Annotated in this window: 27 protein-coding genes; 16 read left to right on the top strand and 11 right to left on the bottom strand. The window is 59.8% G+C overall.

Annotated elements, in window-relative coordinates; translation table 11 throughout:
• The first annotated feature begins 124 nt into the window (after nucleotides 1-124).
• From Q8M73_09470 to Q8M73_09460, 3 genes are read left to right on the top strand one after another with little or no spacing between them, the layout of a single operon-like run.
• The gene (locus Q8M73_09470; GenBank protein ID MDP2288775.1) at nucleotides 125-2,515 is read left to right on the top strand and encodes a GNAT family N-acetyltransferase; all 2,391 of its coding nucleotides are present in this window, start codon (nucleotides 125-127) and stop codon (nucleotides 2,513-2,515) included.
• Between the two features lie 4 nt (nucleotides 2,516-2,519).
• Entirely contained in the window at nucleotides 2,520-3,098 is a 579-nt protein-coding gene (locus Q8M73_09465) for a DUF5998 family protein (GenBank protein ID MDP2288774.1), read from the top strand.
• On the top strand, nucleotides 3,095-4,204 hold the full coding sequence (locus Q8M73_09460; protein ID MDP2288773.1) for an alkaline phosphatase family protein: 1,110 nt from the start codon (nucleotides 3,095-3,097) through the stop codon (nucleotides 4,202-4,204). The genes Q8M73_09465 and Q8M73_09460 overlap by 4 nt, the downstream gene beginning before the upstream one ends.
• A 24-nt stretch (nucleotides 4,205-4,228) precedes the next feature.
• Here the strand turns inward: Q8M73_09460 and sepH are convergent, their stop codons facing one another.
• Together sepH and Q8M73_09450 are read right to left on the bottom strand one after the other, a co-directional pair.
• Nucleotides 4,229-5,011 (bottom strand): septation protein SepH, encoded by a 783-nt coding sequence (sepH, locus tag Q8M73_09455; protein MDP2288772.1) that lies wholly within the window; start codon nucleotides 5,009-5,011, stop codon nucleotides 4,229-4,231.
• Nucleotides 4,968-6,152: an MFS transporter gene (locus Q8M73_09450; protein MDP2288771.1), complete on the bottom strand. Its 1,185-nt coding sequence runs from the start codon at nucleotides 6,150-6,152 to the stop codon at nucleotides 4,968-4,970. The genes sepH and Q8M73_09450 overlap by 44 nt, the downstream gene beginning before the upstream one ends.
• Before the next feature lie 65 nt (nucleotides 6,153-6,217).
• On the opposite strand from Q8M73_09450, the gene Q8M73_09445 reads away from it, so the two are divergent.
• Nucleotides 6,218-7,045 (top strand): inositol monophosphatase family protein, encoded by an 828-nt coding sequence (locus Q8M73_09445; protein MDP2288770.1) that lies wholly within the window; start codon nucleotides 6,218-6,220, stop codon nucleotides 7,043-7,045.
• 12 nt (nucleotides 7,046-7,057) lie between these two features.
• Here Q8M73_09445 and Q8M73_09440 read toward each other — a convergent pair whose 3' ends face one another.
• Entirely contained in the window at nucleotides 7,058-7,609 is a 552-nt protein-coding gene (locus Q8M73_09440) for a gamma carbonic anhydrase family protein (GenBank protein MDP2288769.1), read from the bottom strand.
• A gap of 85 nt (nucleotides 7,610-7,694) precedes the next feature.
• On the opposite strand from Q8M73_09440, the gene Q8M73_09435 reads away from it, so the two are divergent.
• Nucleotides 7,695-7,991, top strand: coding sequence for a DUF4193 domain-containing protein (locus Q8M73_09435; protein MDP2288768.1), 297 nt, complete (start codon nucleotides 7,695-7,697; stop codon nucleotides 7,989-7,991).
• Here the strand turns inward: Q8M73_09435 and Q8M73_09430 are convergent.
• Together Q8M73_09430 and Q8M73_09425 are read right to left on the bottom strand one after the other, a co-directional pair.
• Entirely contained in the window at nucleotides 7,988-8,260 is a 273-nt protein-coding gene (locus Q8M73_09430) for a DUF4235 domain-containing protein (protein ID MDP2288767.1), read from the bottom strand. The genes Q8M73_09435 and Q8M73_09430 overlap by 4 nt on opposite strands.
• A 29-nt stretch (nucleotides 8,261-8,289) precedes the next feature.
• Nucleotides 8,290-8,745 (bottom strand): DUF3093 domain-containing protein, encoded by a 456-nt coding sequence (locus Q8M73_09425; protein MDP2288766.1) that lies wholly within the window; start codon nucleotides 8,743-8,745, stop codon nucleotides 8,290-8,292.
• A 56-nt stretch (nucleotides 8,746-8,801) separates the two neighbouring features.
• Between Q8M73_09425 and dut the strand changes: the two genes are divergently transcribed.
• The 4 genes from dut to Q8M73_09405 are packed head-to-tail and all read left to right on the top strand — an operon-like array spanning nucleotide 8,802 to nucleotide 10,901.
• A complete protein-coding gene (gene dut / locus Q8M73_09420; GenBank protein MDP2288765.1) occupies nucleotides 8,802-9,260 on the top strand; it encodes a dUTP diphosphatase in 459 nt (152 codons plus the stop codon).
• The gene (locus Q8M73_09415; protein MDP2288764.1) at nucleotides 9,257-9,868 is read left to right on the top strand and encodes a DUF3710 domain-containing protein; all 612 of its coding nucleotides are present in this window, start codon (nucleotides 9,257-9,259) and stop codon (nucleotides 9,866-9,868) included. Before dut ends, Q8M73_09415 begins: the two co-directional genes overlap by 4 nt.
• Nucleotides 9,868-10,233, top strand: coding sequence for a DNA-binding protein (locus tag Q8M73_09410; protein MDP2288763.1), 366 nt, complete (start codon nucleotides 9,868-9,870; stop codon nucleotides 10,231-10,233). The genes Q8M73_09415 and Q8M73_09410 overlap by 1 nt, the downstream gene beginning before the upstream one ends.
• The gene (locus tag Q8M73_09405) at nucleotides 10,233-10,901 is read left to right on the top strand and encodes a DUF3159 domain-containing protein (GenBank protein MDP2288762.1); all 669 of its coding nucleotides are present in this window, start codon (nucleotides 10,233-10,235) and stop codon (nucleotides 10,899-10,901) included. The genes Q8M73_09410 and Q8M73_09405 overlap by 1 nt, the downstream gene beginning before the upstream one ends.
• Nucleotides 10,902-10,909: 8 nt before the next feature.
• Here the strand turns inward: Q8M73_09405 and Q8M73_09400 are convergent, their stop codons facing one another.
• Nucleotides 10,910-11,569 carry a TrkA family potassium uptake protein gene (locus Q8M73_09400; protein ID MDP2288761.1) on the bottom strand — a complete coding sequence of 220 codons (660 nt, stop codon included), beginning with the start codon at nucleotides 11,567-11,569 and terminating at the stop codon, nucleotides 10,910-10,912.
• The gene (locus tag Q8M73_09395) at nucleotides 11,570-12,232 is read right to left on the bottom strand and encodes a TrkA family potassium uptake protein (protein MDP2288760.1); all 663 of its coding nucleotides are present in this window, start codon (nucleotides 12,230-12,232) and stop codon (nucleotides 11,570-11,572) included.
• 37 nt (nucleotides 12,233-12,269) lie between these two features.
• Here Q8M73_09395 and Q8M73_09390 point away from each other — a divergent pair, with 37 nt between their 5' ends.
• Genes Q8M73_09390 through dxs form a run of 5 tightly spaced genes read left to right on the top strand, consistent with a single transcriptional unit; the run spans nucleotide 12,270 to nucleotide 20,410 of the window.
• The gene (locus tag Q8M73_09390; GenBank protein ID MDP2288759.1) at nucleotides 12,270-14,207 is read left to right on the top strand and encodes an APC family permease; all 1,938 of its coding nucleotides are present in this window, start codon (nucleotides 12,270-12,272) and stop codon (nucleotides 14,205-14,207) included.
• Nucleotide 14,208: 1 nt separating this feature from the next.
• Nucleotides 14,209-15,450, top strand: a complete 1,242-nt coding sequence (locus Q8M73_09385; protein MDP2288758.1) for a TRAM domain-containing protein — start codon at nucleotides 14,209-14,211, stop codon at nucleotides 15,448-15,450.
• 21 nt (nucleotides 15,451-15,471) lie between these two features.
• Entirely contained in the window at nucleotides 15,472-18,129 is a 2,658-nt protein-coding gene (gene acnA / locus Q8M73_09380; protein ID MDP2288757.1) for an aconitate hydratase AcnA, read from the top strand.
• Between the two features lie 2 nt (nucleotides 18,130-18,131).
• Nucleotides 18,132-18,500 (top strand): hypothetical protein, encoded by a 369-nt coding sequence (locus Q8M73_09375; GenBank protein MDP2288756.1) that lies wholly within the window; start codon nucleotides 18,132-18,134, stop codon nucleotides 18,498-18,500.
• Nucleotides 18,497-20,410, top strand: coding sequence for a 1-deoxy-D-xylulose-5-phosphate synthase (gene dxs, locus Q8M73_09370; protein MDP2288755.1), 1,914 nt, complete (start codon nucleotides 18,497-18,499; stop codon nucleotides 20,408-20,410). The genes Q8M73_09375 and dxs overlap by 4 nt, the downstream gene beginning before the upstream one ends.
• On the opposite strand, the gene Q8M73_09365 is transcribed toward dxs, so the two are convergent.
• The 3 genes from Q8M73_09365 to msrB are packed head-to-tail and all read right to left on the bottom strand — an operon-like array spanning nucleotide 20,400 to nucleotide 22,718.
• A complete protein-coding gene (locus Q8M73_09365) occupies nucleotides 20,400-21,626 on the bottom strand; it encodes a ribonuclease D (GenBank protein ID MDP2288754.1) in 1,227 nt (408 codons plus the stop codon). The genes dxs and Q8M73_09365 overlap by 11 nt on opposite strands.
• Nucleotides 21,626-22,219, bottom strand: a complete 594-nt coding sequence (locus Q8M73_09360; GenBank protein ID MDP2288753.1) for a DUF3000 domain-containing protein — start codon at nucleotides 22,217-22,219, stop codon at nucleotides 21,626-21,628. Before Q8M73_09360 ends, Q8M73_09365 begins: the two co-directional genes overlap by 1 nt.
• A gap of 58 nt (nucleotides 22,220-22,277) precedes the next feature.
• On the bottom strand, nucleotides 22,278-22,718 hold the full coding sequence (gene msrB, locus Q8M73_09355; protein MDP2288752.1) for a peptide-methionine (R)-S-oxide reductase MsrB: 441 nt from the start codon (nucleotides 22,716-22,718) through the stop codon (nucleotides 22,278-22,280).
• Nucleotides 22,719-22,797: 79 nt separating this feature from the next.
• On the opposite strand from msrB, the gene Q8M73_09350 reads away from it, so the two are divergent.
• Nucleotides 22,798-23,325, top strand: coding sequence for a DUF4916 domain-containing protein (locus Q8M73_09350; protein MDP2288751.1), 528 nt, complete (start codon nucleotides 22,798-22,800; stop codon nucleotides 23,323-23,325).
• Nucleotides 23,326-23,334: 9 nt separating this feature from the next.
• Nucleotides 23,335-23,580: a LapA family protein gene (locus Q8M73_09345; GenBank protein ID MDP2288750.1), complete on the top strand. Its 246-nt coding sequence runs from the start codon at nucleotides 23,335-23,337 to the stop codon at nucleotides 23,578-23,580.
• 11 nt (nucleotides 23,581-23,591) lie between these two features.
• Here the strand turns inward: Q8M73_09345 and Q8M73_09340 are convergent, their stop codons facing one another.
• Nucleotides 23,592-23,969 (bottom strand): hypothetical protein, encoded by a 378-nt coding sequence (locus tag Q8M73_09340; GenBank protein MDP2288749.1) that lies wholly within the window; start codon nucleotides 23,967-23,969, stop codon nucleotides 23,592-23,594.
• Nucleotides 23,970-24,057: the final 88 nt, after the last annotated feature.

Below are 24,057 nucleotides of genomic sequence, written 5' to 3'. Positions count from 1 at the left end.
GACAGTTGACGTTACCGGCAGAGCGGGCTGCCACCTGTCATTGGGAGGTGTCCGACGTGTCTGGCGGTGATTGGGGTACCGCCTGGGTGACCGACCAGAATGAGGGCATGGCAGGGGGACGGTGATGGCGGAATACCCGATTGAGTGGGAAGCCGATGTCGTGCTGTCCAACGGGCGTCCCGTGCACCTGCGTCCGATCACACCGGGCGACGTCGAACGCCTGCAGGAATTTCACCAGAGCCTGTCTCCCGAGACGATCTACTTTCGCTTCTTCACAACCAAGCCCTCCCTGTCCGATCGTGAGCTCCACCACTTCACGCATGTGGACTACGTGGATCGGGTGGCCTTTGTGGCGATCGTCAATGACGAGATTATCGGCGTGGGTCGCTACGACCGCGTCAACGAAAGTGATGCGGAGATCGCCTTCAATATTCGCGATGAATACCAAGGTCGCGGTCTTGGGTCGGTGTTCCTTGAGCACCTCGCAGCAGCCGCTCGTGACCGCGGGATATCTCGCTTTGTTGCCGAAGTGCTGCCAGAGAACCGCAAGATGATCAACACGTTCAAGGAGGCCGGCTACACGATTGCTCAGCGCTATGAGGATCACGTACTGGCGATCAGTTTCGCTGTGGCATCAACGGAGCAAAGCAGAGCCGTCTCGCTGGCGCGCGAGCACCGGGCCGAAGCACGCAGCGTGCAATTGCTGATGACTCCCACTTCAGTTGCTGTCATCGGCGCTTCTGATCGACCGAACAATGTAGGTCGCCAATTGGTCGGCAACTTGATCCAAGGCGGTTACAAGGGCCAGATCATCCCGGTGCATCCCACCTCGCCATCTGTTCTTGGCCTTGAGTGCCGCACCACCTTGCGCGATGTTGGGCATGTTGATCTGGCAATCGTGGCCGTTCCGGCTCGCCAGGTTGCGGCAGCTGTGGCCGATGCGGCTCTGGCTGGAATCTCTGGACTCATCGTTGTGAGTCGTGGCTTTGGCGATGGGGGTGCCGATGGCAAGCGCCTTCAGGCCAATCTCCTGGCCTTCTGCCGCGCACACGGGATTCGATTGGTGGGGCCGAATGCACTTGGCCTCATCAACACGGATCCGAACGCCAGCATGAATGCCTCGCTGGCGCCGTCCATGCCCAGTGATGGGTCCATTGGCTTCTTCAGTCAGTCCGGAGCTTTGGGCGGATCAATCCTGAGCCGGCTCGAGCAGCGTGGACTCGGGCTCAGTGCCTTCGTCTCGGCTGGGAATCGAGCCGACGTGTCTGGCAACGACCTTCTGCAGTACTGGGAGTCAGATGAACGCACCCGCACGATTCTTCTGTATCTGGAGAGCTTTGGTAATCCACGAAAGTTCGCCCGTCTCGTTCGTCGAATATCTGCGACCAAGCCAGTGCTGATGGTGCAGATCGGTGGCGCTGGCCTCAATCTGCCTTCGGGGCACCGTGCAGAACGAACTCGGTTGAGCCAGCATGCAATCGACGACATCCTGCAGGCATCTGGCCCGATCGTGCTTGACTCCATTGACGAGATGCTGAATCTGGCTGGTGTTCTGGGCAGCCAACCCCTGCCAGCAGGCACGGGTATCGCAGTTGTCGGCAACAGCGAGGCGCTCATGGTGCTGGCAGGCAATGCCGCGCATCGCATCGGATGCGACTTGGCGGCGGGTCCGATCACCTTGCCAACAGTGCAGGACCCTGAGGGCTATCGGTCGGCCGTGCGCACAGTGCTGGAAGAGGATCGGGTAGATGCGCTGCTCCTGATCCACACGCCAGGTACCAGCGGGAGTCGCGATCGAGAGATCCGCGAAATGATGCTCGAAGAAGGTCGAGCCGTGGCAAAGCCGGTGCTTGCAGTCATGCAGGACTCCAACTCAAGCTTCCGCATTGCCGACGGTGTGCCGACCTTCCTGGATGTCGAACACGCCATCAGTGCACTTGGCTCCCTGCAGAGTTTTGAGCATTGGCGCGAGACCTTGGCCGATGATCCGGAGCCACCGCAGTCGGTGGATGTGGGAGCAATTGAGGCCATTATCGCCTCGGCTCTGCAACGGGGCGAGCAGCATCTTTCTGATCGCGATGCCCGCGCACTTCTGGCTGCCGCAGGTTTGCCCCTGCAGGCGATTCCGGCCGCTGGACTGGTCGGGCGAGGCTGCACTTTGACTCTGGTGGTGGATCCGCAATTTGGGCCTGTCTGCGGAGTTGGCGTCGCAGATCCGATTGCTTCGGTTCTGGACGACATTGTCTATCGTCTGGCTCCCATGCACCCCAATCACGCGGCCGATGCTGTTGCGTCGATGCGCGCGTTTCCGCTAGTCGGTGGAGAACAGCTTTCTTCTGCTTATACGGACTACCTCTACCATTTGAGCTGGCTGCCTGAGTGGGCTCCGGAGATCTCGTTGGTGAGTCTGGCCGATCTGCGCTTCGTCGGCGATCAGCGTTCAGCATCTGTTTCAATTACCTTGGATCCGAATCCGCAGGTCTTCGACCCACGCATGCGTCGCATGGCAGGATGATCGAGTGTCCAATCTTGATCAACGCCTGCGCACAGATATTCAGCGAAGTGGCTATTACCCCGACCTGGTTGCCGACGCCCTAGACACGGCTCTGGCAGGTGAGTCACTGCAGGCCTATCTCGTGCATCACGAAGCGACTTTTGATCACGATGAACTGCGTCGTCATGTCACCGTGCTTGCGCTCACCCCGACGCGGTTGATCGTGGGACACACTGACGAGCATCCAGCAGATGAGCATCACCCGGTCTCCTTCGCCACTGCTTCTACTGAGGCGGTCCGTTTGGAACGGGTCGATTCAGTCGTGGTCACTCGGGTTGTGAGCGAGCCAGCGACGCACCTTCCCGGTGGCGGTGCCGCCGAAGTTGTCATCACCATCGGCTGGGGAGCGGTGTCGCGCATTGAACTCGAACCAGCCAGCTGTGGTGATCCTCAATGCGAGGCTGACCATGGCTACACGGGCACGTCCAGCAACGACGATCTGTCTGTTCGCGTGTCACAGGTGGCAGACGGAGCCGATGTAGTCGAGCAGGCCCTGGCCTTTGCTTCTGCGCTGTCACAGGCAACGGCTGCGCGACTGCGTTGACGAGTAGCGCCCTGCCGGACGCGCCTGGCGAAGTCTGCCTGTCGCAGATCCTGCCCTCTGTTGCTGCTGCCCTTGGCGTACGCGGATATACCGATGTCATAGCGATAGGTGAGCCGCAACACGTCATCTGCTGCTTGATTGACGGACTTGGCGCAGAGCAATTGCGTGACTTCGCATCAAGTGCTCCGGTACTGGCTTCGATGAGTGGTCCACGAGCAGCCACCACGATCCCCTCGACAACGCCTGTGGCGCTCGGCTCCTTTGGCACCGGGGAGATGCCTGGAGCCCATGGGCTTGTGGGAGCCTCGTTCTGGGTCCCCGAGTTTGAGGATGTCCTGGTGCCGCTGCACTGGGCGTCTGGCATTCCAGCCCTTGCCATCCAGCCCGAGCCAACAATGCTGGAGTTGATGGCCGGCGCTGGTATTCATGTCACCACGGTGGCACCGGAGGCCTATCGCAACAGTGGACTGACACGGGCGGTCCTGCGCGGAGGGGCATACGAGGCTGCCGAGGACGCCGTCCAGCGGGTGCGAGGCGTGCTGGCGGCGACTGCCACGAGCCTTCGATCCTTCACCTACGTGTACTGGCCCGAACTCGATCGAATTGGCCACGAGTTTGGCGTAGGGAGCAAGGAGTGGCTCCAGGCACTCGTGCGAGTGGATCAACTCGTGGAAGCGCTGCGCAGCACACTGCCGCGCAATTCGGCGATGATCGTGACTTCAGACCACGGAATGGTCAATTGCAATACCCGCGTGGCCGTTGACGTGGGATCAGAATTCACCGACGGCGTCTGGCTGGTTGCGGGTGAACCACGTGCCAGGCACGTCTACGCAAAGCCTGGGCAAGCCACACAAGTGGCTCTTCGCTGGCAGCAGGCCCTCGGAGACAAGGCGCAAGTTGTCGAGAAGGAAGAACTGCTCTCCAGCGGAGTGATGGGTCTGACAATCGATGAAATCGCTGAACGCATCGGCGATGTCATCGTCTTCGCGCGATCCGATGTCGCGCTGACGGCCGCCTTGGACAAGACAGTCTCTGCGCTCAAGGGTCAGCACGGCTCGATCAGCAGTGACGAGTGGGAGATTCCGTGCTTGGTGACGCAGATCTGACCGAAGACCAGAGATCCTCGAGCTCTAGAGGTCGTCGTTCCTGCTCGTCCCGAACAGGATTTCATCCCACGTCGGAATGCTTGCCCGCTTCCCCTTGCCCTTGACGGCCTTCTTGGCCGCGGCAGGAGCCGGAGTGACGTTTGGTTCTTCGACAGGGATGGGAAGCATCAAGGTGTGGTGCTGCTCGGGCTCTTGTGCCTCAAGGGCTGGTACGGCAACCAGTCGCGGTCGGGTGTCCTCGACAATTTCCACTTCAGCTTCTTGGACGAGCACTGCGATTGGAGTCTCGGTGATGAAATCGAGCTCGCCTTCGGGGGCAACGCCCATGAGGCGACGGGCGACATCGTCCAGCGGGTGCAGATTGTGACCCTCGTGGTCATAGCTCCACTGCGCCTGGGTGCCGTGCTTCCACTTGGGCAGCGCAGCAATGACGATCCATTTGCCATCTTCGCGCCGGTAGGAGTCCCACATGATGTTTGCCGGCGGATATCGGTCCGGAGCAATGGCCTGCGCGACGGTGTCTGCCAAAGAGACCGACTTGCCTGTGCGGCGTAATTCGGTACTCAGAGCTTGTCCGGCCACGTAACTGCGTTCGGCAAGTGGCGGTCCGGCATAGCGCATGACCTTGTCGATCGGCCATCCCGTTTCGGCTGCAATGACCTCTGGATCCGCACCCGCCCGCACTCGAGCCTGGATCTCTCTGGGGCTCAGCGGTTCCAGGGCCTTCTCCTCACATGCGAATCCAAAGGCACAACATAGCGCTTCACGGCGCAGCCGGTGATGTTCGCGTTGCCGGTGTCGGACCAAGGGCTAGCAGGCTGGCAATCCATGCGCCAAGAACAGGCAGCACAAAGCTGACCGATGTGCCAAGAGAATCGATGAACAGTCCCGAGAGAGCAGTGCCTGCTGCGTAGCCCAGAATCATTCCGGAGTTGGTCCATGTGAGTGCCTCAGTGAGCAGAACCGAAGGGACAAGTCGTTCGACCAGCGCAAATGTCGAAATCAGCCCAGGGGAGATCGCCGCGCCCGCGATAAACGTAGTGATGGCGAGCACTGGGACGGAGCGCACAAATATTGCCGGGATCAAGACGATGCCAAGAATGAATGTGCAGACCACCAGCTGCTGCTGAAGAGTGGATTTCCAGGCCCGCTGCCCAAACCACAGACCGCCAAGACCAGAGCCGGCTGCCCAGAGTCCAAGTACCAGTCCGCTCCAGCCAGCCATGCCCTGTTCGGCAGTGAACGCAACTATGGACACTTCATAACTGCCAAATACCCAGCCGAAACACGCCCCGATCAGCGGCAGGCGCCACATGCCCTTCTGGTGAAGAGCATTGCCCAACTCGTGATGCTCGACCTGTATCGCTGGTTGTGTTGCATGCTCGTGCGCCAGGAGCAGGCAGCCGGTCACGGTGAGAACGCACGCAACGACAAATGGCCACGCATATCCCAGTTGAACGGCCATCACAGCGGTGACGAGCGGGCCAATCGTGAAGATCAACTCATCGAGCACGCTCTCCCAGGCGAATCCCGTGCGCAAGCGATCGGGGGAGTCACGAAGGACAAACGCCCAACGCGATCGCACGACTGAACCCATGGGTGGGTACGCAGCGCCAGCAAGCACGACCCCGATGGCCTGCATTGCGAGATTGTCGTGGCTGAGGATGAACATGAGCAGCCCGATCACGTGAACGAGTGCGAGCAGGGGCAGCGTTGCCCGCTGTCCGCGGCGATCCATGATGCGACTTGAGACGAGCCCGCCGCCAGCCGCGGCGATCTGGAATGCAGCAGCGAGCGCGCCAGCCTGAGCGTAGGAGCCAGTGCTCTCTGATACGTAGAGCACGATCGCCAGCATGACAATGGCTGATGGCATGCGCGCAATGAAGGCTGCAGCTGAAAACCGCATGGCTCCCGGGGTCCGCAGCACCTCGCGGTAGGAAGCCAACATCTCACTCACGCTACTGCCGCGGCGGGCTGACTGCACCCAGGGGTGAACCGACCATGATTGGGCGCATGAACCTGCTCGCCGTACTCCTTCGCAAGCACCCCTTGCTGCCGGTGGCCTGGCAGGCAGCCACCGAGGCCGCGCTGTTCCTGCGAGATGAGCGGCCAGATGGGCTCTTGGTCGACAGCAAATCGACTGCCGTTGATGCGGTGACTGAGATGGATCGTGGTGCTGAGCAAATGCTGGTGGAACGCCTGCTTGGCGCGCGACCTGACGACGGGTTTCTGGGCGAAGAGGGTGGTGAACGCATCGGAAGCTCAGGTGTGCGCTGGGTAGTGGATCCATTGGATGGAACGGTGAACTACCTGTACCGGATCCCCATGTGGTCAGTTTCGGTGGCAGCGGAGATCAACAACGCGTCGGTCATCGGCATCGTTGTGGCACCTGAATTCGACGAGGCCTTCATCGGCATAGCTGGCGCAGGAGCCTGGCTGGTTCATCACGCGCTCACGGATCCGGATTTGGTTGAGCAGTTGCATGTTGCTGATTGCAGTGACCTGGGGATGGCCATGGTGGCAACTGGATTTGGCTACTCAGCGCAGCGCCGGCAGGAGCAAGCTGCAGTGATGCTCGCTCTGGCCGGTCAAGTGCGCGACTTTCGGCGCATGGGCGGCGCCGCAATCGACTTCTGCTGGCTGGCCAGGGGCCGATTTGATGGCTACTACGAACGCGGACTTTCACGCTGGGATGTTGCGGCCGGCTCGCTCATCGCCAGCGAGGCAGGGGCATCGGTGTCCGGGCTATGGGGCGACAGTGTCTACGAGGAGACGATGGTGACGGCAGTTCCGGCGATTGCGGAATCCTTCCGGGCGGCGCTTCGCAAAGCACACGGCTAGCGCCCTGATCGGCTAGCTCAGGCGGCGCAGTTCGGCCAGATAGCGCTTTCCATTTGCCACGTAGCCTTGGGTGCCATCTTCATTTGGCACTCCGTCCACGGCATCTTCTTTGATGACGCATGGCACACCAACGGCCCGGGCCTGCGCCGGCACAACCTTGCGCATCGGCACCAGGGCACCCGCGCCGATGAGCGCCCGAGGGCCGATCACTGATCCGTTGAGCACGATCGAGCCAGATCCGATGAGGCAGTCATCGTGAATAAGGGCGCCTTCGATGTGCACGTTGTGCCCAATGGTGCATCGATCACCGATGGTGGTGGGCTCCTCCAGCGTGCAGTGAATGACCGTGCCATCTTGGATCGAGGTCTGCGCGCCGATGGTGATGGATCCGTAGTCAGCGCGAAGCACTGCACCGGGCCACACACTTGACTCCGGGCCTATGTGGACATTGCCGATGATCACGGCATCTGGATGGATGAAGGCGGTTGGATCAATTTCAGGGGTGAGTTCACCAAGTGCGTAGATCGGCATGCTCAGCAGGCTAGCGCGCAGCACAATCAGCATGGCTTGTCCTCTCAGAAGTTTCACAAAGTCATGAGGCACAATCTCCGCGCCGCTGTTGTTCTGCGGCCAAGAGAAAGGCAGAGCGATGGCTACCGACTATGACGCACCGCGCAAGACCGATGAAGAACTGGCCGAGGAATCCCTAGAGGACCTGAAAGCGCAACGTGCTGAGAAGAATTCGGGCGCTATCGACATTGACGAAGCTGAAGCCGCTGAGAATCTGGAACTCCCTGGCGCCGATCTTTCTGATGAGAGTCTGACGATCCGGGTACTTCCACGCCAGGCCGACGAGTTCACCTGCTCGAAGTGCTTTCTGGTGCACCACCGCAGCCAACTTGCGCATGAGGGCAAGGACGGCCCAGTCTGCAGCGACTGTTCTTAGCTTGAACTGCCGCCGCGGTTCATCAGGCGAAAGACCACGAGCTCTACGGCAGCTGCAGATGCGGCGATACCCACGGCCCATACCAGGGCACGGCCCAGGGGCACGTCAGGATCTCGTGGATCGGGAGCGTCATTGCCGGTTCTGCGAGCGTACGCAGACGTGAGTACTTTGCGCATGACCATCGTTGCGGCAATTGCGGTGATCGGTGCGATCAAGTGCATGACTGGATTCGGTTGAACTTCCAGTTCGTCGCTCTGCTGCCTACTCATGGGCACACTCTGGCAGATAGTGCTGTGCGCTATCCAGCGGATGTGGCTCTGGCATTGATCGCAGCAGTCAACTCGCCAGGGTGGCGAGTGCTGATCAGCCACGCTGGGTGCGGATCGTCTGGGTCTGTCACTTTGATAAGGACTGATTCAGAAGCAGCCCAGGTCTTCACCAGCACAAAATTGAGTGCTTCGGTGCGACGATTGCGAACTTCACGCGTTTGCATCGAGTCCAACACAGCGACTTCGCCTACACAAGCCATGGGAAGCCGCGCGTGATCCACCGCAAGGACGTCGCTGACTTCAATAACGGGCGAGCTGGTGAAGATCCCCACGCCAACGAGAACCGAGAGTGCGATGAACATGATCCATCCCACGAGCGCGCTGATTGCTGAGCCGTAGGCGATGCTCAGCATCGCAATCAATGATGCGATGAAGACGAAGACCCACCACTTTGGCAGGAGTCGCTCGCGATAGGACGAATTCACGAGCCTGAGCCTAGGCACAGCCGCCAAGCGGCACGCGGTCAGTAGAGTCGCGCTTCATGGATGTTGAGGTGCTCATCACCCGACTGGACTCTGAGCTGCCGATTCCGAGCTACGAGCATCCCGGCGATGCGGGGCTGGATCTGCGAGCGCGAGTCGACGTGACTCTTCCCCCTGGGCAACGCGCTCTTGTGCCCACGGGAATCTCCATCGCCTTGCCTGCGGGGTACGCCGCCTTCGTTCATCCGCGCAGTGGACTGGCTTTGAAGCGTGGCTTGGGCATGGTCAATGCACCTGGCGTGATCGATGCCGGCTATCGAGGTGAGATCGGTGTCATTCTCATCAATCTGGATCCGCGCGAAACGATCTCCTTGAAGCGAGGCGATCGCATCGCCCAACTTGTCATTCAGCTGGTGGCCCGGGTTGCACTTGTCGAGGTGGCGCAATTGCCGGGCAGCCACCGTGGGGAGGGTGGCTTCGGCTCTACGGGTGTGCAGGCCACTACGGTGGACGCGTGACAGACGAATTTCGCGCGGACGGACCCTGGGACGAATCAGAAGTCGAGTGGGACGGCACCGAGCGACTCGATCTGGGAAGCCTGCTGATCACATCGACTGCGGGCGTGGACGTCCAGGTGCAGGTGGACGATGCCACCGGGGCAGTTGCGCTGGTGACTCTTGCTACTTCAGACGCCGGAGTGCAGATCCAGGTGTTCGCAGCCCCCAAATCGGGCGGACTGTGGGAAGAGACCCGCAAGCAGATCGCATCGTCCATCAATGCAGCCAATGGACTCGTCGAGGAGGCAGATGGCCCCTTCGGCATGGAACTGCGGGCTCAAGTGCCTGCCGAGCAAGGCCTCCAGCCAGCGCGTTTTGTGGGAATCGAGGGACCTCGCTGGTTCATTCGGGCAGTGTTTCTGGGTTCGGCATCTCGGCCGGGGGCATCAGCGGAGGTGCTTGAGTCTGCCTTACGTGGGCTGGTAGTCGTGCGTGGAAATGAGGCGATGCCGGTAGGCAATCCTCTTCCTCTGCAGCTTCCCGAGGTAGATGATGGAGATGCGACTGAGGAGGATTCGCCAGTCCTGCTGCCGCCCGAACGCGGACTAGAGATAACGGAGATTCGCTGATGACCAGTAAAGGTCCGTGGGCAAAGTTTCTGCGCTCTCGAGAAGAGTCCGAAGCCGCTGATCTGCTCGAGCAGCTCAAAGGCGAACCTGAAGCCTGCAGCGCCATCGGCGCCTGCAATGCCGGGGAGCTTGTCAGCTTGGCTGGCACAGTCAGATACGTCACCATCCTTCCCAAGGACAAGGCCCCCTCATTCGAGATTGAGCTCTATGACGGCTCAGGTGCGACCAAGATCATCTGGATGGGACGCCGAACAATCCCGGGGATTGTGGCCGGGCGACGCATGACGATCACAGGACGCATGACCAATATCGATGGCAGTAAGACTATCTACAACCCGCGATACCAGTTGAAGCCATCGCAGTAATGAGTCACGAGGAAACTGCACCCTCGCCTTCGCATGAGACTGCGGCCGACCTTCGCGCCGAGTCCGTACTGCTTGAACGAGCCATCGGCGGCTGGCGCGGCATCATCGACTCAGGATTGCCGACCATCGTCTTTGTCGTTGCCTACTTGGTCACGAACCAGAATCTGGGCACCTCACTGGCGGCGGCCCTCATTGCAGCGGGAGCCATAGTCCTGTGGCGATTGGTCCGACACGAACCCCTGCAGCAGATTGCAGCCGGGTTTGCGGGGGTGCTGATCTCTGCCGGATTTGCCAAATACACCGGAAGAGCTGAGAACTTCTACTTCATCGGAATGCTGACGAACCTGGCCTACGGCATGGCCTTTCTCGTCTCCATCCTGGTGAGTTGGCCCCTGATTGGGGTCTTCCTAGGGTTCTTCACGGGCAAGGGCACGAGTTGGCGCAAGGATCTTGTTCAGCGGCGAGTCCTGGCTGCAGCCAGTTGGATCTGGGTAGGCGTGTTCTTTGGCCGACTCGTCGTGCAAGCGCCGCTGTACTTCGCGGGCAATGTCACTGCACTCGGCATTGTCAAGGTCGTGATGGGGTGGCCGCTGTTTCTTGGAGCCGCGTATTTCACCTATCGACTGTTGGCTCCCACGTATCGAGCGATGCGGGCAAGCGCCGACTGATCAGTGGGCTACAGGTGCCCGAGAAGCTTCTGCAGAGCTGGCTCTTGGTCAGGCGAGGCAACGAAGAGCAGTTCATCACCTGGATCCAGCGGATCATCGGCAGACGGGCTGATGACGCGTTGCCCCCGCACAATGGCGACAAGCGCAGTGTCTGGCGGCCATGGCTGGTCCCCGACGCGCTGACCGGCAACAGGGGAGTCGACCGACAAGGTGATCTCAACAAGGTTGGCTTCACCTTGGCGAAATGAGAACAACCGAACAAGGTCACCAATGCTGACGGCCTCTTCCACCAGAGCCGAGAGCATGCGCGGGGTGGACACCGCGACGTCAACACCCCAACTCTGATCGAACATCCATTCGTTCTTTGGGTGATTGACGCGGGCGACCACGCGAGGCACACCGTATTCAGTCTTGGCCAGCAGGCTCACCACGAGGTTGACCTTGTCATCACCTGTCGCTGCTACGACGACCTGGCACTGCGAGAGCATTGCCTCGTCGAGAGTGGAGATCTCACAGGCGTCTGCGAGCAGAATCTCGGCTCCTTCAACCACCCCCTGGCGCGCAAGGTCCGCGTCGCGATCGATCAACAGCACATGATGACCGCTGGCGATGAGTTCACGTGCGATCGAACGACCAACTTTTCCGGCTCCTGCTATGGCGACACGCATCTATGCCTCCTGGGGGCCTTCGTTGAATACTCGTTCGACCAATTCGACTTTGGCCACCTGATATGTGGCGTAGATGTGATCGCCTTCTTGAATCACGCTGTCAGCTGTAGGAATCACCGGCTCGCCATAGCGGGAGATGAATGACACGCGCGCGCCTGATGCCGCTTCAAGTGCGCTCGAACGGTGTCCGATCCAGCGACTGCCGATAGTGATCTCACCCATCGCCACCTGGCCACTGGAATCGCGGAAGAGCTCCTCGCTTCCCAGTGGAAGAATTCTCCGCATGATCTGGCTGGAGGTCCAAGCCACCGTGGCGACAGTGGGAATGCCGAGTCGCTCGTAGATCTCGGCTCGACGAGGGTCGTAGATTCTGGCAACCACTCGGTCCACGCCGTAGGTCTCGCGGGCCACTCGCGCGGCGAGGATGTTGGTGTTGTCACCGCTGCTCACTGCAGCGAAAGCATGAGCTCGTTCAATTCCTGCATTTTCGAGGGTTTCACGATCAAATCCGATGCCCTTGACAGTCAGCCCGCCGAATTCCGGCGAGAGTCGTCGAAAGGCGCCAGCGTCCTGATCAACGATGGCCACTGAGTGGCCAGCCTCGTCAAGTCGCTGTGCCAGAAGGGACCCCACGCGTCCGCACCCAAGGATGACGATGTGCACGTGCTGAAGATACATGCACCGCGTAGCATCCGTGGACGTGTCAGCCTCAGACGGATTCAAGCGACTCATTCTTGGTCGAGCGCTGCGAAGTGACCGGCTTGGCGAAACCTTTCTCTCGAAGAAGATCGCGCTGCCGGTATTCGCCAGTGACGCACTTTCGTCCAATGCCTACGCAACTCAAGAGATTCTGCTCGTGCTCTCTCTCGGCGGGCTTGCTCTCTATGAATGGGGACCGCTTGTAGCTGCTGGCGTCGTACTGATCTATTTCACTGTCGTCGCCTCATATCGGCAGACCGTGCACGCCTACCCAAGTGGTGGTGGCGACTATGAAGTGGTCACGCACAATCTAGGTCCCAACTGGGGCGTGCTGGTCGCCAGTGCATTGCTCATCGACTACGTGATGACAGTGGCGGTGTCGATAGCCTCAGCCATAGCCAACCTCGGCTCGGTCTTCCCGATCATCAACACGCACAATGTGTGGTGGGCGGTCGCAGCGATCGTGGTGATCACTCTGCTCAATCTTCGAGGCATCAAGGAATCCGGCGCTCTCTTCGCCATTCCGACCTACTTCTTCATGGCTTCGATCTTCATCATGATCGGCACAGCGATCATACGGACGCTCTTCGGTGCGAATCTGGAGGCTGAGAGCGCCTCTTGGCAGATCATTCCGGAGGGATCCTTCACCGCGTTCGCCCTGGTGTTCCTGATCGCTCGAGCCTTCTCCTCAGGCACTACTGCGCTGACTGGTATCGAGGCGGTGGCCAACGGAGTGCCGGCCTTCAAGCCACCCAAGTCAAAGAACGCTGCTACAACTCTGCTCCTGATGGGTGCCATCTCGATGGCCATGTTCTCTGGCATCACGTGGCTGGCTCTGAAGACCAATGTGCATGTGACCGAGAATGATGCGGACCTCATTGGACTGCCTGCTGGTCAGACGCAGAAGACGGTGATCGTGCAAGTTGCTGATGCGGTATTCGGCAATTTCACGATCGCGGTACTGGTGGTCTCGCTCGCCACCGCCCTGATCCTGGCCCTGGCGGCCAACACTGCCTTCAACGGATTCCCGGTGTTGGGCTCAATCCTGGCGCGGGATGGATACCTGCCACGACAGTTGCACACTCGCGGCGATCGGCTTGCCTTCAGCAACGGCATCTTGAGCCTGGCCGGACTCGCAGTGATCCTGATGATCATCTACCAAGCAGATGTGACGGCTTTGATTCAGCTGTACATCCTTGGAGTGTTCGTTTCCTTCACGTTGAGCCAGATCGGCATGGTCCGCCACTGGACGCGCTTACTCAAGCACGAAACAGATCGCAAAGCTCGAGCGAAGATGATTCGCTCACGTGCGATCAATTCCTTCGGCTGCGTGCTGACCGGCATCGTGTTGGTGATTGTGCTGCTCACCAAGTTCACGCATGGTGCCTGGATCGTAGTGATTGCCATGCCGGTCATCTTCGGTCTGATGAAGGCCATTCGGCGCCACTACGACCGCGTTGCGAATGAACTTGCAACGACTGAGACTGAACGAGTCATCCTGCCCTCTCGTGTGCATGCACTTGTGCTGGTGTCCAAGATTCACAAGCCGACCCTCCGAGCGCTTGCCTACGCGCGAGCAAGCCGTCCAACGGTCCTGGAGGCCATCACCGTCAACGTCGATGATCACGACACCGCGCGATTGCAAGAAGAGTGGGCTGATCGCGAGATTCCTGTGACCCTGAAGATTCTTGATTCCCCGTACCGCGAAATCACCAGGCCCATCATCACCTATGTGCGTGAACTGCGCACGGACAACCCCAATGACATCGTCACAGTGTTCATTCCGGAGTACGTCGTTGGCAGGTGGTGGGAGCAGCTGCTGCACAACCAGTCGGCATTGCGCTTGAAGAGTCGATTGCTGTTCACTCCTGGCGTGATGGTCACAAGCGTGCCCTGGCAGTTGGCATCTAGTGAAGATGCCATCGACCAGGACATCTGACATGGTGAGGCCGGCAAAAGAAAAGGTCGAGGTCGGCGAGGAATTCATCCTCGAAATTGGTGCGATGGTGCATGGCGGGCACTGCCTTGCATTTCCAAAGGGCAATACCGCGTTCGTCCGCCACGCCTTGGCTGGAGAACTGGCGCGGATTCGCATCACAGAAGTGCGTTCGAAGTTCCTCCGTGCCGATGCCATCGAGATTCTTGAGTCATCTCAGCATCGGGTGGTCGCGCCCTGTAGTTGGGCTCATCCCGGTGGCTGTGGCGGGTGCGATTTCCAACATGTCGATCTTGCCCACCAGCGAGAAGTCAAAGGTGCAATCGCACGTGAGTCCCTCATTCGACATGCAGGTGTGGATCCAGGCGAGCTGCACGCGATCGTGTTGAACGACGATGACGGTCTGCATTGGCGCACGCGGGTCCGATGGAGCGTGGATCGCAGTGGCAATGCCGGATTGCTGGCGGCACGCAGCCACGGAGTTCTTGAAGTCCAAGAGTGCCTGTTGGCAACACCGGAGGTGAGCCAAGCGGGAGTAACGGACGACAAATGGCCAGGTGTCGGAAGCGTCCAAGTCACGCAGGGCTCGGTGGGTTCGCCAAGTGTCTGGGCCGACCGCGAATTGGTGAGTGGCAAGGCCAAGGTCGTGCAGCAGGTCGGTGACCGGCGGTGGGAGATCGGCGGAGCAGATTTCTGGCAGGTGCATCCGGGTGCCGCCGCGGCAATCGTTGAGCACGTCATGGGCGCCGGCGAGCCTGGGACTGGCGAGCAGTGGCTGGATCTTTATGCAGGCGCGGGCCTGATCAGCGCATTTCTTGGCGAAGCGGTAGGAGTCCAAGGCCAGGTAGTGGCTGTTGAGAGCTTTCGCAGTGCCATTCGCGACGGTCGCCGTGCCCTGGCAGACCTGCCGCAGGTGAGCTTCGTCGAAGCCGACGTGCAGACGTGGCAGTGGCCAAGCCGAATCGATGGAGTGGTACTTGATCCACCTCGACGTGGTGCCGGTGTCGAGGTGATGGCCGCCATCGCCAGCGCACGGCCACGAGTGGTGGTCTATGTGGCGTGCGATCCCGTTGCCTTTGCTCGGGACGCAGCCTCGCTCATCGGTTCTGGATACGCTCTCACTGGTTTTTCAGTGCTTGATGCCTTCCCGATGACTCATCACATGGAGTGCATCGCAAAGTTCGTTCCAGGGATGCACAGTGACCTAGGGCCGGTTCACGCGATCAAGGCCAGTCGGATACGTTGAGAGCAGTTAAGCGAGAGGGAAGTGGCTGGCGTGGATAGTTTTGGAGCCCGGGGAAATCTCCAGGTCGGATCGAATGACTACGAGATTTTCCGCATCTCCGCAGTCCCAGGCAGCCAGCGGCTTCCCTTCACGCACAAAGTGCTGTTGGAGAACCTGCTGCGGACCGAGGATGGCGCAAACGTCACGCGCGAGACCATCGCATCCCTTGGCAACTGGGACCCCAGTGCTGAGCCAAGTGAAGAGATCCAATTCACGCCCGCTCGCGTGGTCATGCAGGACTTCACAGGCGTCCCGGTCGTCGTTGACCTTGCAACCATGCGCGAAGCAGTTGCTGAATTGGGAGGCGACGCTTCCAAGATTGAGCCCCTTGCGCCCGCTGAACTTGTCATCGACCACTCGGTGATCGTCGACTTCTTTGCCAGCCCCAATGCTGAAGCTCTGAATGTGGATCTCGAGTACGACCGCAACCTGGAGCGCTATCAGTTCCTTCGCTGGGGCCAGAGTGCTTTCGAGGAGTTCAAGGTGGTCCCCCCGGGCACCGGCATCGTGCATCAGGTCAATATCGAAAGCCTTGCTCGCGTGGTCATGGCTCGTCGCGGACAGGCCTACCCGGACACCGTGGTCGGTACCGACTCGCACACAACCATGGTCAATGGACTAGGTGTCCTGGGCTGGGGAGTGGGCGGCATCGAAGCCGAGGCCGCGATGCTGGGACAGTCCGTCAGCATGCTGATTCCACGAGTCGTGGGCTTCAAGCTCAAGGGCGCAATGCCAGCTGGCACCACAGCAACAGACTTGGTGCTCACGATCACCGAGATGCTTCGTCACCATGGTGTGGTCGGGAAGTTCGTGGAGTTCTACGGCGAGGGCGTCAGCGCTGTACCGCTTGCAAATCGGGCGACGATCGGCAATATGAGCCCTGAGTACGGCAGCACGGCGGCGATCTTCCCCATTGACGAGACCACCATCGCCTACCTGCGTCTAACCGGACGATCTGAAGAGCAGATCGCGCTTGTGGAGGCCTACTCCAAGGAGCAGGGCCTGTGGCATGACGCGTCGCATGAGCCGGTGTACTCCGAGTACCTCGAGCTTGATCTTGGCACCGTGGTGCCGTCCATTGCCGGACCCAAGCGCCCGCAGGATCGAGTTCTGCTGACCAATTCGAAGGCTGCCTTCGAGGAGGCCTTGAGTGAGTTCACGGCATCACCTGCGGCAATGGCAGAGGTGACGATCGAAGGCGCGAACCTTGAGATCGGCCATGGCGCTGTCACTGTTGCGGCCATCACTTCTTGCACTAACACCTCCAACCCATACGTCATGATCGGCGCTGGCCTGCTTGCGAAGAAGGCTGTGGAGCGGGGACTCTCGCGTGCGCCTTGGGTGAAGACTTCACTTGCACCTGGTTCAAAAGTAGTCACCGACTACTACGACAAGTCCGGGCTCACGCCGTACCTGAACCAGCTCGGCTTTGACACTGTCGGCTACGGATGCACGACGTGCATCGGCAATTCCGGCCCATTGATCCCTGAGGTCAGTGCGGCGGTGAATGAACACGATTTGGCTGTTGTCGCTGTGCTCAGCGGCAATCGCAACTTTGAAGGACGCATCAATCCAGACATCAAGATGAACTATCTGGCGTCTCCACCGCTCGTGGTGGCATACGCCATCGCCGGCACCATGGACATCGACCTCGCCACGGAAGCCCTCGGTATTGACTCCAACGGCCAAGCAGTGTTCTTGGCAGATATCTGGCCAAGCACGGCAGAGATAGAAGCCGTGGTCGAGGCCTCAATTGATGCCGACATGTTCTCTTCGCGCTACAAGGACGTGTTCGCTGGCGATGCTCGCTGGCAGAACCTGCACACGCCGGTCGGCGACTTGTTCGCCTGGGATCCCGACAGCACCTATGTGCGCAAGCCCCCGTACTTCGAAGGCATGGGGCGCATCCCCGCCCCGGTCCAGGACATCACCAGTGCTCGCGTGCTGGCCGTACTCGGAGATTCCGTCACGACCGACCACATCTCACCTGCTGGCAACATTCGAGCAGACAGCCCTGCAGGGCTGTATCTGGCTGAGCATGGTGTGAGCCGATCTGACTTCAACTCCTACGGATCTCGTCGTGGCAATCATGAAGTGATGATCCGTGGCACCTTCGCCAATATTCGGCTGAAGAACCAGATGCTTGATGGAGTCGAGGGCGGATTCACCGTCGATCTGACTGACCCTGACAAGCCAACGACGTCCATCTACGACGCTGCTATGAACTATGCCAAGAGCCGCACTCCGCTGGTGATCCTCGCTGGCAAGGAATACGGATCAGGCTCAAGTCGGGACTGGGCAGCAAAGGGCACCGCTCTGCTGGGGGTCAAGGCTGTCATTGCTGAGTCCTACGAACGCATCCACCGCTCGAATCTGATCGGCATGGGTGTGCTCCCACTGCAGTTCCAGCCGGGAACGTCAGCGCAGACTCTTGGCTTGAGCGGCGAAGAGCGTTTCACCGTCAAGGGCATCTCTGCGCTGAATGATGGCGACAGCCCCCGCGATGTGCTGGTCGAAGCGGTCAAGGAGGACGGTTCCTTGCTGGAGTTCACGGCCTTGGTGCGCATTGACACCCCTGGTGAAGCGGACTACTACCGTCACGGCGGCATCCTCCAGTACGTTCTACGCTCGCTTCTTTAGTCATGACTCCAGGCTGGCCCCGATCCCTGGTGTCACCTGTGCATGAGGAGTTTCAGGAGCAGGCAGTGATCTGGCTGCTTGATCAAGGGCCTTCCTCGCTACGACAATCCCCATTGCGCCAGTACCCGATAGCGCTTTGTGCGTATGTGCAGGCCTACGTCAGTGGGGCTCTGGATGGCGTGCGCAAGGCCTATGGCACCTCTCGCACTTCCTTCGCCGATCACTTGCAGGCCTCAGATCTGGAGATCGTGCAGCAAGGCATAGCAACCGAAGGGGCCAGATTGGTCGCCCTGCAACGTGAGCTAGATCTTGTTTCCCAGGCGTTGCTCAATGAGTCGGATCTGCGCTCTCGTCATAGAATGTCCAAGTGAGTCTGCTGGCACGCATCCGCGATCCGCGCGATGTACGAGCGCTTTCGCCGGAGCAGCTGCCCATTCTGGCAAGTGAGATCCGAGAATTCCTGGTTACCAAGGTGTCGGCAACGGGTGGTCACCTTGGCCCCAATCTTGGCGTCGTCGAACTCACCATCGCCTTACACCGGATCTTCCAATCTCCCGACGATGCGATCATCTGGGACACCGGGCATCAGGCATATGTGCACAAGATCCTGACCGGGCGGATGTCTGGATTCGACCAGCTCAAGCAGTCTGGCGGGCTCTCGGGTTATCCAAGCCGTGCTGAAAGTCCGCATGACATTGTCGAGAACTCCCACGCTTCAACCTCGCTCTCCTACGCAGATGGTCTGGCAAAGGCGTGGGAGATTCGTGGGCTGCTGGGCAAGCGCCATGTGGTCGCTGTCATCGGAGATGGCGGCCTGACCGGTGGCATGGCCTGGGAAGCACTCAACAACATCGCTGGTTCCAAGCGACAAGTCGTGATCGTTGTGAATGACAATCAGCGCTCCTACTCACCAACCATCGGTGGTCTGGCGCATCACCTCTCCACTCTTCGTACCACGCGCGGTTATGAGCGATTCATGTCATGGGGCAAACGCATACTGCTTCGCACCCCTGTGGTTGGCGACCCGCTCTACGGCACCTTGCACGGAATGAAAAAGGGCATCAAGGACATCATGGCGCCGCAAGGAATGTTCGAGGATCTGGGCTTGAAGTACATCGGCCCAGTTGATGGTCACGATGAAGCCGAGCTGGAGCACGCCTTGCGCAGGGCCAAGGATTTCGATGGCCCAGTGATCGTGCACATGATCACCGAGAAGGGTCGAGGCTACGCACCTGCTGAGGCAGATGATGCCGACCGCTTCCACGGAATCGGCATCTTTGATCCTGACACCGGAATCCCGGTGGCTGCTGCAGGTCCGACATGGACGGGGGTGTTCTCCGACGAATTGGTGAATGCCGGTCGTGCTCGTCCAGATGTGGTGGCAATCACGGCGGCCATGCTGGGTCCCACTGGCTTGAATGCATTCGCCGATGAATTTCCCAATCGAGTCTTCGATGTCGGCATCGCAGAGCAGCACGCGGCCACCAGCGCTGCTGGACTTGCTTTCGGCGGAATGCATCCAGTGGTTCCGCTCTACGCGACATTTCTCAACCGTGCCTTTGATCAAGTGCTGATGGACTGTGCACTCCATCAGGCTGGTGTCACCTTCGTGCTGGATCGAGCTGGGGTTACTGGGGACGATGGCGCGAGCCACAATGGCGTATGGGACATGTCCATTCTGCAGGTCGTCCCCGGACTGCGCATCGCAGCGCCTCGCGATGAAGCCACCCTGCGCGCAGAACTACGTGAGGCACTTGATATCAGCGACGCCCCGACAGTGGTTCGCTTTCCCAAGGGGGCGTTGCCAGCTCCTCGACCAGCCTTGCGATCCATCGAGGGGGTCGACGTGCTTGCTGAGCACGGCGATCAGCATGTGTTGATTGTGAGTGTCGGTGCCTTTGCAAATCTGGCCTGCGAGGTTGCTGATCGACTGCAGGCTCAAGGCATTGGCAGCATCGTCGTGGACCCCAGATGGGTCAAGCCGGTTCCACAGGCCGTAGTCGCTCTTGCCAGTTCGAGCCGACTTGTGATCGTCGTTGAGGACGGCATGCGCACTGGCGGCGTAGGTGCAGCCGTCAGTCAGCGCCTACGAGATTGCGGGCTTGACCTGCCAGTCCGCAATATTGGTGTTCCCGATGAGTTCCTGACTCATGGCAAGCGCAATGACCTGCTGAAAGAACTCGGAATCACTGCGCAAGATGTCTCACGCATGATCGTGGAGACTGTCGCTGTTCGCACTGATGAGCCCGCACGTGCAGACAGGCACGACGCTACTCAGTAGTTGCTGAATCAGCAGGAGTCAGGCTTTCCAGCAGGATCGGTGCCGTCAGCTCGATCTGCCATTGTCGTGCGCCCATGGTGCGCAGCTGTTCTTGGATACTTGAGATTGCAAGTGGCTCAGGGGGATCCCAACACAGCCGGCGGGCTAACTCCGGGGTCAGCAGATTCTCGACCGGGATCGTGCACTCCTCGGACAGCAGGCGCAGTCCCTCGCGGGCTCGTTCGAGTCGGTCGGCGGCCGCGGGGTTCTTGTTCGCCCACGTACGTGGCGGCGGAGGACCTTCGGCAGGTGCGGCGGTGACCGGCCACGATGCGGCATCTGAAGACAAGGCACGATCGATCGCCGCCCACCAATCTGCGCGACGACGAGTCTGACCTCGGCCGGAGAATTCGGGAAGCGCACCAAGTGCTTCCGCACTGACTGGCATCGCGGCAGCGGCGGCAACGATCGCTGCATCAGGCAGGATGCGCCCGGAGGCAATGTCTTCTCGCTGGGCGATCTGGTCCCGAGCGAACCACAATTCGCGGACCACTGCCAGCGATTGCTCCTTGCGGATGCGATGGATGCCAGATGTGCGCCGCCATGGCTCTTCGCCGCGTGCTCTGGGTGTGAATGCCAGCAATGCGAGGAACTCCTGCTGCGCGAATTCAAGCTTGCCGGAGGTGGCCAATTCGGCTTCCAGAACCTCGCGGAGCTCGACCAGCAGTTCTACGTCAAGTGCCGCATAGCGAAGTTGAGCCTTGGTGAGCGGCCGGATCGACCAGTCGGTGGCGCCGTGACCCTTCTCCAGGATCTCGCCCAATTCAGACTCAACCAATGCGCCAAGGCTGACCCGTTCGCGTCCAAGAAGGCGCCCAGCCAACTCGGTATCAAACAGCGCCGAGGGGTACAGCCCCAATTCAGCAAGACAGGGGAGATCTTGATTTGCCGCATGCAGAATCCAAGGGACATTGGCGATGGCGGCAGCCAGGGCGGAAAGTTCAGGGACGGCAATCGGATCAATGAGCGCTGTGCCAGCACCTTCGCGACGAACTTGAATCAGATAGGCGCGCTGGCTGTAGCGAAAGCCGGAAGCTCGTTCGGCGTCCAGAGCAACAGGTCCATGACCCAACGCGACTGCTGCTGCGTACTGCTGGAGTGCCTCAGACGTCGTGATGATGTGCGGAACACCGTCGCGCGGTTCACGTTCCGCGCGAGGGGGAGTGTCAGTTTCCACTAATGGGTAGCCCGCACTCGAGAACCAAGTACGTGCGGCATGTTCTCAGGGAGGGGTTGCAGGCCAGCAGCATGATCAAGCAGCCGCAGCCACGCGTGCGCATGACGATCCATGTGTTCAGCAGCTGGCTCGGCGTCGTCCAGAGGCGTCCATGACGCACGGATCTCAAGATAGCCATCGGCGGGCCGGTCACTCATGGTTCCAAAGGATCGACCGGAGTTGCGAGTGATGGTTCCGCCCAACTGTCCATAGGCACACGCGCTGGATTCCAGCGACTCAATCAGCCAACTCCAGCCCACCTCGTGGAGAAGTGGGTCGTCAATGAGGTCGGCTTCCAGATATGCCCGCACAAAGACAACCGCGCGGAATGTGCCCTCCCACTCCTCGACGCCATCAGGGTCGTGGAGAAGCACGAATCGACCGCTTGCCAAGTCCTGCTCGCCTGTTGATTCAGCGGTAATGGCCAGCGCGAAAGGAGCCAGTCGACTGGGGGACGGGGCCTCGTCGAGCTGGAACTCAGGTCTGGCCACGACGGTGCGAATACGAGCGACAGCTGCCTCGAAAGCCTGATCGTGTGCTGTCACCGTGCGCATGTCTTCAGGCTATTCGCGGATGCCGCCGCGGTCGGCGTTAGACGCGCCGGATGCTGAATTACTCAAGCCGCAGGGCGATGGAATTGATGCAGTAGCGCAAATCGGTGGGAGTGCCATAGCCCTCTCCTTCAAAGACGTGGCCCAAGTGACTGCCACAGGAGGCACATCGAACTTCGGTTCGCTTGCCACCCAGACTCAAGTCCTCGATGTACAGCACGCGGTCTTCTGCCAAGGGTGCATAGAAGCTTGGCCAGCCACAGTGCGAGTCGAACTTCGTGGTGCTGCGAAAGAGCTCAGCGTTGCAGGCCTTGCAGGTATAGACGCCCTCTGTCTTGGTATCGGTGTACTCACCAAGGAAGGGCGCTTCAGTACCTGCCTGCCGCAGGACGTAGTACTCCGCGCGAGACAGCTGCTCAGCCCACTCTTCATCGGTTTTCGCCACGGCGAATGGCTTGCCGTCGGGACGGGTGGGCTCGGCATGACTTGGCTGAATTCCCATAGCCGCAACGTACCGACAATGACGGGATTCGTCATCTACAGCGGCATGATTGGCGTTGGAGAGGAGCACCGTGAGCGACATGCTCGATACGCAGTCTGCCTGGCTTGATGAGGCGGAACTGCAGTCAGTGAGAGATCGGCTGCCGATGGTCTACATCGATGCCGTGCCCGTTCGTGTCGATTCCCTTGGTCAGGTGACCGAGGTGGGCCTGCTCCTGCGTGTCCTGCCTGACGGCAGCATCAGTCGGGCGATTGTCTCAGGGCGAGTGCTGTACGGCGAACGCATTCGTGATGCGCTCATGCGGCACTTGGAGAAGGATCTGGGCTCGATGGCGCTGCCAAGTGTGCCGACCTCTCCGCAGCCCTTCACCGTTGTGGAGTATTTTCCAGACCCGGCGATCACCGGTTTCCATGATCCTCGGCAGCATGCGGTGTCGCTGGCATTCATCGTTCCCATCAATGGCGATCCCACGCCTTCACTCGATGCACTTGACCTGATTTGGGTAACTCCGACCGAGGCCGTGTCAATGGCTTTTCAGTCGCAGATGAGCGGTGGTCAAGACCGTCTTGTACGCATGGCGCTGGCCCATTGCGGACTACTTCCATAAGGAGAACTGATGAGTCCTGAAAGCACAGGCAGGAAATTCAATCTGCGCATTGCCATTGGCATCGTGGTGCTGGTGGTGGCGGTCATCGTGATCGCTCAGAATACAGAAGACGCGACGCTCAACTTCTTGTCATGGGATATCAGCATGCCGCTATGGCTGGTGCTGACCATCATGTTCGTGCTGGGCATGTTCCTCGGTGGTGCGGTGCGCGGCGGCATTCGCAAATTGCGCGGAGTTGATTCCAAGAAGGATTGACCGGCGATTTTTCAATCGTCGTATGGATCGATTCCGAGCAAGGTTTCATCTTCTGGAGTCAGAACCGGCCGCTCAACTTTTGTACCGATGACGTGAATGGCTGACTCTTCTGCTGTCTGCCATCTCGTGGCTTCGCCTGTGTGTCGTGGATCGTTGCTGCCGTCTTCTGCTTCTTCCATGCTGAGCACTTCTTCAGTGTCCTCAAGGGGATAGCTGTAGCCGTCAAGTGAGCCTTCACCGGTTTCGCCTTGCAGTGCGGCCTGAATCGCTTCAGCTTCCATGATCATGGCGAGTCGATCCGCTTGATCAGCGCTATCGCCGCCAGGTTCGGTCTGCGTGGCCTGCATGACCTCATTTGCTCTCGTAAACGGTTGCTCATGAGCGTTCATGGATTGCACCTCCTGCTCGTTGTATTCACGGTAACCCTTGGCAACGATTTTGCACAGAGTCCGATGTCGACTTGATCGAACTTCATTG

This window comes from Actinomycetota bacterium (assembly GCA_030684515.1).
Classification (GTDB): Bacteria; Actinomycetota; Actinomycetes; order S36-B12; family S36-B12; genus UBA11398.
The sequence above is the reverse complement of the archived record's forward strand: the minus strand, read 5'-3'. Positions and strand labels throughout refer to the sequence as shown.

Excerpts from the sequence above, each read along its gene's own strand:
- msrB (MDP2288752.1), bottom strand. The coding sequence starts at position 22,718 with ATGGGAATTCAGCCAAGTCATGCCGAGCCCACCCGTCCCGACGGCAAG.
- Q8M73_09340 (MDP2288749.1), bottom strand. The coding sequence starts at position 23,969 with ATGAACGCTCATGAGCAACCGTTTACGAGAGCAAATGAGGTCATGCAG.
- Q8M73_09435 (MDP2288768.1), top strand. The coding sequence starts at position 7,695 with ATGGCTACCGACTATGACGCACCGCGCAAGACCGATGAAGAACTGGCC.
- Q8M73_09445 (MDP2288770.1), top strand. The coding sequence starts at position 6,218 with ATGAACCTGCTCGCCGTACTCCTTCGCAAGCACCCCTTGCTGCCGGTG.
- Q8M73_09360 (MDP2288753.1), bottom strand. The coding sequence starts at position 22,219 with ATGCGCACGGTGACAGCACACGATCAGGCTTTCGAGGCAGCTGTCGCT.
- Q8M73_09470 (MDP2288775.1), top strand. The coding sequence starts at position 125 with ATGGCGGAATACCCGATTGAGTGGGAAGCCGATGTCGTGCTGTCCAAC.
- Q8M73_09350 (MDP2288751.1), top strand. The coding sequence starts at position 22,798 with ATGCTCGATACGCAGTCTGCCTGGCTTGATGAGGCGGAACTGCAGTCA.
- Q8M73_09375 (MDP2288756.1), top strand. The coding sequence starts at position 18,132 with ATGACTCCAGGCTGGCCCCGATCCCTGGTGTCACCTGTGCATGAGGAG.
- Q8M73_09345 (MDP2288750.1), top strand. The coding sequence starts at position 23,335 with ATGAGTCCTGAAAGCACAGGCAGGAAATTCAATCTGCGCATTGCCATT.
- Q8M73_09440 (MDP2288769.1), bottom strand. The coding sequence starts at position 7,609 with ATGCTGATTGTGCTGCGCGCTAGCCTGCTGAGCATGCCGATCTACGCA.
- Q8M73_09405 (MDP2288762.1), top strand. The coding sequence starts at position 10,233 with ATGAGTCACGAGGAAACTGCACCCTCGCCTTCGCATGAGACTGCGGCC.
- Q8M73_09385 (MDP2288758.1), top strand. The coding sequence starts at position 14,209 with ATGGTGAGGCCGGCAAAAGAAAAGGTCGAGGTCGGCGAGGAATTCATC.
- Q8M73_09410 (MDP2288763.1), top strand. The coding sequence starts at position 9,868 with ATGACCAGTAAAGGTCCGTGGGCAAAGTTTCTGCGCTCTCGAGAAGAG.
- Q8M73_09450 (MDP2288771.1), bottom strand. The coding sequence starts at position 6,152 with ATGTTGGCTTCCTACCGCGAGGTGCTGCGGACCCCGGGAGCCATGCGG.
- Q8M73_09430 (MDP2288767.1), bottom strand. The coding sequence starts at position 8,260 with ATGAGTAGGCAGCAGAGCGACGAACTGGAAGTTCAACCGAATCCAGTC.
- dut (MDP2288765.1), top strand. The coding sequence starts at position 8,802 with ATGGATGTTGAGGTGCTCATCACCCGACTGGACTCTGAGCTGCCGATT.
- Q8M73_09400 (MDP2288761.1), bottom strand. The coding sequence starts at position 11,569 with ATGCGTGTCGCCATAGCAGGAGCCGGAAAAGTTGGTCGTTCGATCGCA.